Origin of the sequence: Belnapia moabensis DSM 16746, from assembly GCF_000745835.1 — a bacterium.
Classification (GTDB): Bacteria; Pseudomonadota; Alphaproteobacteria; order Acetobacterales; family Acetobacteraceae; genus Belnapia; species Belnapia moabensis.
Window position 1 is genome coordinate 1 of the sequence record NZ_JQKB01000129.1, and the last position, 9,256, is coordinate 9,256.

The window sequence follows — 9,256 nt, forward strand, 5'->3', positions numbered from 1 at the left end:
CAGCTCGTCCGGCGTGTGACGGCGGATCAGCGTCTGCACCTCAGCTTCCTGGGCCGTATCCAGCAGGCGCTGTTCGTCGGGTTTGCGGCCGCGCGGCTTGCCGACCAGCCCTTTCGCGCCCTCAGCTGCAAAGCGCTGGCAGATGTTGATCACCCCGGTCCGGCTCAGCCCGACCTGCTCGGCAATCTCCCGAAAGGTCAGGCCGCGCTGACGAAGCCCGACCACCTGCCGCCGGCGCTCTTCCTGAGCCGCCGCGGGCAGCTTGCGCATGTCCACGTGCCTCATGCCCGCGAACTTGGATCCCCAGTCAATCAGATCAAGACAATGAGGGCCCGCATCAATAGAAGGTTTTGGGCACTGGCTCGGACTTTGAATGGCTTTCAGGTCACCGCGCGTCAGCGAGTGGTAGAGCCAACCCTTGTTCGATTGCCACATAGGCTCATGCGGGACCGAGAGTATTTATCAGAGACAGCCGAGGCCTGACCACGCGACGAGGTCATGCATCATGCTCCAGAGCATCGCCGCACAACGCGGAACTTCTGCACCGCCACTCAAGCTGACGGCTTGCAACTACTGGTGCTTCCCCGTTGGCGGAGGTGGCACGGTGTCATTTCCCTCGATCCGGTCGCGGTAGAGTGCAGCACGGGTGAGAAGCATGAGAGTGACTGGGGTCGTGACAACAACGAGTGCCGCGATCAGAAGCTCATGGATGACAAGGCGGCTCTGTAGGAGCGTGAAAAACAGCATCGAGGCCATAAGCACGCACCCCATACCCAAGGTAGCGCCGAGAGTTGGAGCGTGGACGCGTTCATAAAAGTTCTTGAGCCGCAGCAAGCCGATCGCCCCGATGAACGCCAGTCCACTTCCTAGGAGAAGCAGCAGGGAGATCAACAGCGCGGCCCAAGCAGGAAGCTCGGTTGCGTAGGTCACTCGATCACCTCTCCTCGCATGAGGAATTTGGCAAGCGCAGCGGTTGACACAAACCCGAGGAGCGCGATCAGCAGCGCCGCCTCGAAGTAGTGCGGGCTACCGGTTCGGATTCCGAACACCAGCAGCAGCATGGCGGCAATGAGATAAAGTGTATCGAGCGCGAGCACGCGGTCCTGCGCGCGTGGACCTCGCAACAGGCGGACCGCAACGCAACCTGTTGCGGCTGCGAGCAGGAATTGTGCCATTAGGACGGCCCATCCGAGCAACACGGCGCTCATTCGAAGATTTCCATCAAACGCCGTTCCCATCTTTCCTTGACGATGCGGACCCATTCCGCCTCGTCGGACAGGTCAAGGACGTGAAGGAGCATGGTTCCATCCGCTGCATCATAGTCCACCCAGACCGTCCCGGGAGTTGCCGTGAGGATGCAGGCCAGGGCTGCGAGCCCATAAGGGGCACGCATGTCGAGTGGGATGCGGACGAAGCCAGAGTGTCGCACCGTCTTGGCTGCCGGTTGCAGGATGATCCGTGCGACGGCGTTGTTTGAACGTACCACCTCCACCAGCACGTCGCGCAACAGGCCGGGCAGCAAGGCGAGGCGGCGCAGCCGCAATCTCGGCGGGGCCAGCGAGGCCAGGGCCAAGGCGCCGCCGATTGCGAGCAGGCAACCAAGCAGCACCGCGCCGGGCGAGATGCTCCCTACCAGTAGAAGCCAGGCAATGAGCAGGACGAGGGCCAGGAGCGGATGCGGCAGGATGCGCTTCATCTGGCGGCCTCCGCAGCTTTCAGCACGGGCCGCAGGTAGTCCGCTGGTGCGTACAGGGCGTTCGCTGCTGCGGTAGCATAGTCGAGTGCCGGGCCTGCGGCGACGGTCAAGGCGACACAGAGCGTAAGCAGCAGTGCCACGGGCATGAATTCCAGAACGCTGACCCGTTGCGGGGTCCCGGCTGGTGAGGCCCAGAAGGCATCTATCCCAGTACGCATCATGGCTATTGCGGTCGCCAGACCCGACAGGATGAGGGCGGCCATCACCACCCATGCAAGGGCCGAAGGCAGGCCACCGCCTGGCGTGAAAAGCGGCGCCAGGATTGCGAATTTTGCCAGGAAGCCTGATAGCGGAGGCAGGCCCGCAATCAGCAAAGCACAGGCCAGGAAAGAGCCTCCAAGCGTCGCTACCGTGGCAGGGATCGGCACACCGACGGCATCGCGCTCGCCGGGCTCCCCGTCCTCCTCGTCCTCGCCGGCGCCGAAAGCCTCGCGCGTGACCGCCAACACGTCGGCGCCAATGTCGCGTCCGCGCTCGACAAGCTCGACCAAAAGGAACAGGGCGCCGATCGCCAGAACCGAGCCCATCAGGTAGAGAAGCGCGCCGCCGGTGACGGCGGCTCGGTTCATGCCGATGGCTGCCAGCAACGTGCCAGAAGAGATGAGCACGCTCGCGCCTGCGAGGCGGGCCAGGTTTTGGCTGGCCAGGACGGCGACCGAACCGAAGGCGATCGTCAGCAAGCCAATCAGGGTCAGCGGCAGGGTGCCGAAGCCCGCCGAGGCGCCAGCACCTGTACCGAACAACAACAGCCAGACGCGCAGCACCGCATAGATGCCGACCTTGCTGAGGATCGAAAGGGCAGCCGCCGCCGGGGCGCTGGCTGCGGCATAGGTGCCTTGCAACCAGAAGCCCAGCGGCCAAGCGGCCGCCTTGACTAGGAAGGCGATACCCAACACGGCGAGCCCGGCCTCAAGCAGTGCCCGATCCTCCGCGGCGACGGCCTGCATTCGAGCCGCCAGGTCCGCCATGTTGAGCGTGCCAGCGATGCCGTAGACGACGCTAACGCCAATCAGGAACAGCAGTGAGGCGAGTAGGTTGATGACGATGTAATGCAGTCCCGCCCGCACCCGCGCAACGCCGGAGCCGTGCAGGGTCATGCCGTAGGAGGCAGCGAGCATCACCTCGAAGAAGACGAAGAGGTTGAACAGGTCGCCCGTCAGGAATGCACCATTCAGACCCATGAGCTGGAACTGGAACAGTGGATGGAAATGCGTCCCAGCCCGGTGCCAGCGTGCAAGGGAGAACACGAAGGCCGCAAAGCCGAGAACGGAGGTGAGCGCCACCATGATGGCCGAAAGCCGATCGAGCGCCAGGACAATGCCGAAGGAGGCCGGCCAGTTTCCCAGGCGGTAGATCCGCACTTCCGGCGCATCCGCAAGCACGAGCAGCGTGGCCGACAGCACCAGGAGCAGAACCGTGGAGACAAGGCCAAGCCCCGCCAGCAGACTGGGCCGGGCATTGCCAGCGAGAACCATCGCAGCGCCGGCCATCATCGGTACCACGATGGGCGCGACGAGGAGGTGATCGGCCCAGGCGGTCACTGCTCGCGCTCCCGCCCATCGACGTGGTCGGTCCCCGTCAGGCCGCGTGCAGCGAGGAGCACGACCAGCAGCAATGCCGTGGTGGCGAAGCCAATGACAATCGCAGTCAGCACCAACGCCTGTGGTACCGGGTCGGCGAAATCGGCGAGCGTGCCAGCTGCGCCTTGCCGCAGGATGGCATCAGCTCCGGTGCGCAAACCTCCTGTCGAGAAGATGAAGAGGTTCACGGCATAGGAAAGGAGTGCGAGGCCTATGATGACCTGAAAGGTCCGCGGCCGCAGCAGCAGCCAGACGCCGGAGCCGGCGAGGATGCCAATAGCAAGGGCAACGACGAGTTCCATCAATCCTCCCCCGCCGCGACCGGTGCCCGCACGGCACGGGAGGGTTTGGTCAGCACTCGCGAAGTAGCCCGGCGTCCGCGTACCGACTGGTGTGCGAGGGCCACGAGCATGAGCAACGTTGCACCCACGACCAGTGCAAAAACGCCGATGTCGAAGATCAGCGCGCTGGCAACCGGGACCTTCCCGATCACAGGCAGCACAACATAGGCAAAATACGTGGTGAGGAAGGGTTTGCCGAAGGCGAGGGCGGCCAAACCGGTGCCGGCTGCCAGCAAGAGGCCCGCGCCGATCCAGACCCGCGGCCTCAGCCAGGCGAGGTGTTCCTCGGTCCAGGCCGTGCCGCCGATCATGTATTGCAGGATTACAGCGATCGCGACGACCATGCCGGCAGGGAAGCCACCGCCCGGCAGGTCGTGACCGCGCAGCAGCAGGAAGACGGCGACCAGCGCCATGACGGGGAACAGCAGCCGCGTCAGGGTGAAAGGCACCAGCAGCCAGTCGGCGACCGGGCGCGTGCCCCCCTCCGCCTCGACGGGTTCGGCAGCATGTTGGTCGAGCTGCTGCGCGGGCGGCACCAGACTGTCCGGCGCCGGGCGAAAGCGGCGAAGCAGGGCGTAGGTGGCCAGGGCCACCGCGGCCACCACGAAGATCTCGCCCAGCGTGTCGAAGCCGCGGAAATCGACCAGGGTGACGTTGACGACGTTGGTGCCCCCACCCTCGGTATAGGCACGGGCGAGGAAATCCTGTGCCAGCAGATCGGGCGGCGTGCGCGTCATCACGGCATAGGAGAGCGCCGCCATCCCTCCGCCCGCGCCTGCTGCGAGCGCCAAGTCGCGCAGGCGGCGGGCACGGGTGATCACCTCTGGCCCGCGCTCCCCGGGGACCTGGACGCGCTTCGGCAGCCACCGTAGGCCGAGCAGCAGCAGCACGGTGGTAACGACCTCGACCGTCAGCTGAGTCAGGGCGAGGTCGGGTGCGGAGAACCAGACGAAGGTGATGCAGACAATCAGGCCCGCGCCGCCCACCAGGATCAATGCCGCCAGGCGGTGAAACTTCGCGATCGTGGCTGCACCCAGCGCGCAGGCGCCACCCACTACCCAGACTGAGGCCAGCACGGGATCGATGGGGGAGGGCGGCAGATTTCCTGGTCCGAAGCCGCGGAACCATACCACCGCGCCGCCGGCCAGGAACGCGGCGGCGACGATGAGCCGGAGCTGCGGCTGGAGCCTGCGCGTGCCGGCAACCGCTTCCAGCCGCCTGGCCAAACGCCAGGAAAGGAAGACCATCGTGCGCTCGAAGATGCGCTTCCCCTCCAGGCGACGGATGAGCGGTTCCCCCTCGATTTCGCTGCGCAACAGCCTTTGCAGCGAGAGGTAGAGCGCTGCGCCACCGGCCAGGGCGACGACGCTCATCAGCAGCGGCAGGTTGAGGCCGTGCCAAACCGAGAGATTGTAGTCGGGGACGTCGTCACCCAGGACGGACCGCACTGCGAGATCGAGAAAGGGCCCAATCGTGGCGGCGGGCAGCACGCCGACGCCGAGGCAGGTCAATACCAATATCTCGACCGGAAAGCGCATCCAGGCCGCTGGCTCGTGAGGCGCACGGGGCAGGTCCACCGGGTCAGGACCGAAGAAGGCACCGTGAATGAAGCGCAGCGAGTAGGCAACGCTGAATGCGCTGCCCAGCATCGCCACGAAGGGCAGGATGTTCGCAAGGCCTAGGGGAGCGTCGGCCGACAAAGCCTCGGCGAAGAACATCTCCTTGGAGATGAAGCCGTTCAGCAGCGGCACCCCAGCCATCGCCGCGGCGGCGACCAGAGCGAGCCGCGCGGTGAAGGGCATGGCACGGTTCAGCCCCGATAGGCGCCGGATGTCGCGCGTGCCGGTCTCATGGTCGATGATGCCCGCCGCCATGAAAAGCGAGGCCTTGAAGGCGGCGTGATTCAAGATGTGGAATACCGCTGCGACCAGGGCGAGTTCGCTGTTCAGGCCGAGCAGCAGCGTGATCAAGCCGAGATGGCTGATGGTCGAGTAGGCCAGGAGGCCCTTCAGGTCGTTCTGGAAGATGGCTACATATGCGCCGAGCAGCATCGTCACCAACCCGATCGTTCCGACGATCAGGAACCAGGCCTCGGTGCCGGCCATGACGGGCCAGAAGCGGGCCAGCAGGAAGACGCCCGCTTTCACCAGGGTTGCCGAGTGAAGGTAGGCGGATACGGGAGTCGGCGCCGCCATGGCGTTCGGCAGCCAGAAATGGAAGGGGAACTGCGCACTCTTGGTGAGGGCGCCGAGCAGGATAAACACCAGCGCTGGCAGGTAGAGCGGGTGCTCCCGGATGCGATTGCCCGCTTCCAGCACGGCATCCACCTCATAGCTGCCGACGATATGGCCCAGCACGAGCATTCCAGCGAAAAGCGCGAGCCCGCCTGTCGCGGTGACGGTCAGCGCCATCCGCGCACCCTCGCGCGCCGTCGTGGTGTGATGCCAGTAGCCGATCAGGAGGAAGGAGAAGAGGCTCGTGAGCTCCCAGAAAAAGGCGAGTTGCACCAGATTGCCCGAGATCACCACGCCCGTCATCGCGCCCATGAATGCAAGCAGGAACGCGAAAATGCGTGGCACCGGGTCTTCTTCGGCCATGTAGTAGCGTGCGTAAAGCACCACCAGCGCGCCGATCCCCGTCACCAGCCCGGCAAAGAGCCAAGCGAAGCCGTCCATCCGAAGCGTGAGGTTGAGCCCGAGCGCGGGCATCCAGGCGATGTCGGCCCGGAGCACGCCGCCGGCCGAGACGCTGGGGTACGCCATCCAGACCAGCAACAGGCTCGTCAGCGCGATGCCGCCTGCCAGCGCCGCCGCTGCGTTCCGCGCATGGGTTGGCAGCAGTCCAGCGACCAAAGAGCCTGCGAAGGGAAGGGCGACCAGGATGAGGAGAAGCGCGGTTTCCGGCATGACGGCGTCTCAGTCCCGGGCCCAGGCAGCCGGCAGTTCACCGTCGCCGCGAAGCATCACGTCGTCACCTCGGGGGACTGGCCGGCGAGGAGCGCCAGAACCTGCTCCGGTGCCTTGGCGGCGCGAAGCTTCTGGCGTACCTGCTCATTGCGCAATGACCGGCAGGTATCGGATAGCGTCGGCAGGAAACCCTCGGGTGAGGCCTCGGGCCAGAGAACGAGTATGACGAGGTCCACCAACTCTTCGTCGCGGGCCTCGAAGTCCAAGGGACGCCCGAGCCGGGCGACGAGCGCGACCGGAGCCGGATTTCCTTCGATTTGCGCATGCGGCAGGGCGACGCCATGGCCAAGTGCGGTTGAGCCCAACCGTTCCCGCGCCTGCAGTGCTTCCAGGATCTCACTCTCCGGCCGTCCCATGCGGTTGGCCGCCTCGCTTGCCAGGAGTTGCAGCGCGGTTCGCTTGTTCGGGGCATCAAGGCAGAGGATGACGTCCGTTACGGAGAGATAGTCTGTGATACTCATCTTTCTCTCCTTTCGGCACCAGAGTGCTCGCGGTGTGCACTGCCAAGCCAACTCATGAGGCAGGGACACTGAGGATGGGCGATGCCTGTTGTTTTAACTCTGGACCTGCCACGCCTGCCCTGGGTAGATGAGCGGCAGCGGCTATCAGCTAAATTACCTTTAGGCAACCTACCGAAGCGACTGGATGTTTCATGTGGAAAAACCACAATCAGGGGCTCGCTGGTGCCTGAAACGAAAGGCGGCGGGACAGGGGACGGCGTGGCCGCCGCATCGTAGCGGGTCGCCCCAGCGCACCACCCCTTCGGTCTTTGCCAAAAGTGTCCGAGGGCGATTGCGCTCGTTCAAGCTCGACTTCGGGCAGGGGGTTGGAGCCTCGTCCCGGCTGGTTGGCTCCGGCAGTTTGCGCAACGAAATCTTGGACGTGCTGTGGAGTGCGTAGCCGCTGTCGCTGAGGCCGGCCACGCTCCACACCGAGGCGTTTATCCGGTAATGGTATGCATGTAAAACTTTGCGCCTAACCCGGCACATGACGAGGACAACCGCGCGACCTGTGCTGTCGATGATGACGCGGATCTTGGTGCCGCCGCAATGGTCCGAGGAACCGCCTTGGACTGGACAAGCGGCCAACCAGCACCCTGGTTATGGCGCATGAACACCTTCTTGTCGCGCCTACTGCTCATAGGCGGGCGCATTCGAAGTGTTGAGTGCGAAAGCCGTGCCGAGGCTTACGTCGGGCACCCGCACCAGGGGGAGCAGCCGCATCTCAGATGCCAACTGGGACTACTGGGTCCGACGCATCAAGCCTGACGATCTGGGTTGCCAGCCAATTCGCCGGGACCGCTGAGGATTCGTGATGAACTCGGAATGGAGCCTGGCTTGGCTGAAAATAGCTTCCGGTCGAACCGCTGACGATGCTCTGCTGGTGATACAAAACACCACCCGGGAGGATTAACCGATGCAGCGCCGGCAAACCTTCGGCTTTCTGTCTGGAGCGCTCACGTTACCCTTCCTGCCACACGTCGCCGTGTCGCAAAGCGATCCGGGCCGAGGCTGGATGCCTGATCGGCCGATCACCATGGTAACGGGCTATGGTCCGGGTGGAAGCACCGATATCGCTGCCCGCCTGCTCGCAGACCGCATGGCCGCGGCGCTGGGCCCAGGGGCCCGCATCCTCGTGGACAACCGGCCTGGCGCCGCGGGCACAGTTGCAACCGAATGGTTGAAGCGTCAGGCACCGGACGGATACACGATCATGCTGACCGAAACCGGTGCCGCCGCAGCCGCACCCGCCGCTACGGTGGGCGGAACGCGATACGATCCCGTTGCAGATTTCATTCATCTCGGTGTCATCAGCACGCCGCCAGGCGTCCTGGTAGTGACGCCAGGCTTTGGCGGTTCCGACGCGAGGGGAGTACTGTCGGCAATGAGGGAGGCGCCGCAGGACAGCATCTCCTACGCCTCGTCCGGCTTCGGCGGCGTTCTGCATTTGCGAGCGGAGATGCTGGCTCAGAGCCTGGGCACACGGTTTGTCCATGTGCCTTATCGCAGTGGCGCGCAAATGGTCCAATCGATCATGAACGGCGAGACGCAGTTTGGTATCGCCGCGCTGGCCAGTGCCACCCCCCTGATGCGCGAGGGAAAGGTGCGGGGCATCGCCATGGTGGGCGACAAACGTTTCCCGACCTTCCCCGACATACCGACGCTTGATGAACTCGGCGTGGCGGGCTTCGAAAATGGTGGTTTCTTCATGTTGATCGGGCCCGCGGGCATGCCGACACAGGTGGGCGAAGCCCTTAATCGCGCCCTGAACGCAGCACTGCGCGACCCAGTTATTCGAGAAAAGATGATCTTTGCCGGGCATGACCCGATTCAACATAACAACGAGTTGGCTGACGCAAGGCAATTCATGCAGGAGCAGATGGATCAGATGCGAAAGATGGTGGCAAGAACCGGAATCCAGATACAACCCTGAGCCGCTTTGGATTAGACTCTGAGCGCGAAACAAGTCGGGTTCTTCGGGTTGGCTTCGATAGGTAATACCAAGTCCCAGTGAGCCCAACCTATTGGCGGCGGCGGGGCGCCCCGCAGCAGCACGCTCCGTCCTTAACCGGGCCGCTTTACTGTATGGGTTCTGATTAACGGGATTTGGTAT

The 9,256-nt window shown here is 64.3% G+C and carries 9 protein-coding genes; 1 reads left to right on the top strand and 8 read right to left on the bottom strand.

Annotated elements, in window-relative coordinates; translation table 11 throughout:
• From EP26_RS27955 to EP26_RS27990, 8 genes are all read right to left on the bottom strand, one after another.
• A partial coding sequence (locus EP26_RS27955; RefSeq protein WP_211259591.1) for a helix-turn-helix domain-containing protein occupies positions 1-270 on the bottom strand: 270 nt, incomplete at its 3' end.
• A 300-nt stretch (positions 271-570) separates the two neighbouring features.
• Entirely contained in the window at positions 571-930 is a 360-nt protein-coding gene (gene mnhG / locus EP26_RS27960; protein WP_043344069.1) for a monovalent cation/H(+) antiporter subunit G, read from the bottom strand.
• Complete coding sequence (locus EP26_RS27965; protein ID WP_043344072.1) at positions 927-1,208, bottom strand: K+/H+ antiporter subunit F; 282 nt, start codon at positions 1,206-1,208, stop codon at positions 927-929. The genes mnhG and EP26_RS27965 overlap by 4 nt, the downstream gene beginning before the upstream one ends.
• A complete protein-coding gene (locus EP26_RS27970; protein WP_043344076.1) occupies positions 1,205-1,696 on the bottom strand; it encodes a Na+/H+ antiporter subunit E in 492 nt (163 codons plus the stop codon). Before EP26_RS27970 ends, EP26_RS27965 begins: the two co-directional genes overlap by 4 nt.
• Positions 1,693-3,297, bottom strand: a complete 1,605-nt coding sequence (locus EP26_RS27975) for a monovalent cation/H+ antiporter subunit D (protein ID WP_043344079.1) — start codon at positions 3,295-3,297, stop codon at positions 1,693-1,695. The genes EP26_RS27970 and EP26_RS27975 overlap by 4 nt, the downstream gene beginning before the upstream one ends.
• On the bottom strand, positions 3,294-3,638 hold the full coding sequence (locus EP26_RS27980) for a Na+/H+ antiporter subunit C (RefSeq protein WP_043344084.1): 345 nt from the start codon (positions 3,636-3,638) through the stop codon (positions 3,294-3,296). The genes EP26_RS27975 and EP26_RS27980 overlap by 4 nt, the downstream gene beginning before the upstream one ends.
• Entirely contained in the window at positions 3,638-6,583 is a 2,946-nt protein-coding gene (locus tag EP26_RS27985) for a monovalent cation/H+ antiporter subunit A (RefSeq protein ID WP_043344087.1), read from the bottom strand. Before EP26_RS27985 ends, EP26_RS27980 begins: the two co-directional genes overlap by 1 nt.
• A gap of 56 nt (positions 6,584-6,639) precedes the next feature.
• On the bottom strand, positions 6,640-7,104 hold the full coding sequence (locus EP26_RS27990; RefSeq protein WP_043344089.1) for a PTS sugar transporter subunit IIA: 465 nt from the start codon (positions 7,102-7,104) through the stop codon (positions 6,640-6,642).
• A 955-nt stretch (positions 7,105-8,059) separates the two neighbouring features.
• Here EP26_RS27990 and EP26_RS33980 point away from each other — a divergent pair.
• Positions 8,060-9,076 carry a Bug family tripartite tricarboxylate transporter substrate binding protein gene (locus EP26_RS33980; RefSeq protein WP_084113085.1) on the top strand — a complete coding sequence of 339 codons (1,017 nt, stop codon included), beginning with the start codon at positions 8,060-8,062 and terminating at the stop codon, positions 9,074-9,076.
• Positions 9,077-9,256: the final 180 nt, after the last annotated feature.

What these genes read in the sequence shown, in the direction of transcription:
- EP26_RS27965 (WP_043344072.1), bottom strand. Translation starts at nt 1,208, where the DNA reads ATGAGCGCCGTGTTGCTCGGATGGGCCGTCCTAATGGCACAATTCCTG.
- EP26_RS27970 (WP_043344076.1), bottom strand. Translation starts at nt 1,696, where the DNA reads ATGAAGCGCATCCTGCCGCATCCGCTCCTGGCCCTCGTCCTGCTCATT.
- EP26_RS27980 (WP_043344084.1), bottom strand. Translation starts at nt 3,638, where the DNA reads ATGGAACTCGTCGTTGCCCTTGCTATTGGCATCCTCGCCGGCTCCGGC.
- EP26_RS27985 (WP_043344087.1), bottom strand. Translation starts at nt 6,583, where the DNA reads ATGCCGGAAACCGCGCTTCTCCTCATCCTGGTCGCCCTTCCCTTCGCA.
- EP26_RS27990 (WP_043344089.1), bottom strand. Translation starts at nt 7,104, where the DNA reads ATGAGTATCACAGACTATCTCTCCGTAACGGACGTCATCCTCTGCCTT.
- EP26_RS33980 (WP_084113085.1), top strand. Translation starts at nt 8,060, where the DNA reads ATGCAGCGCCGGCAAACCTTCGGCTTTCTGTCTGGAGCGCTCACGTTA.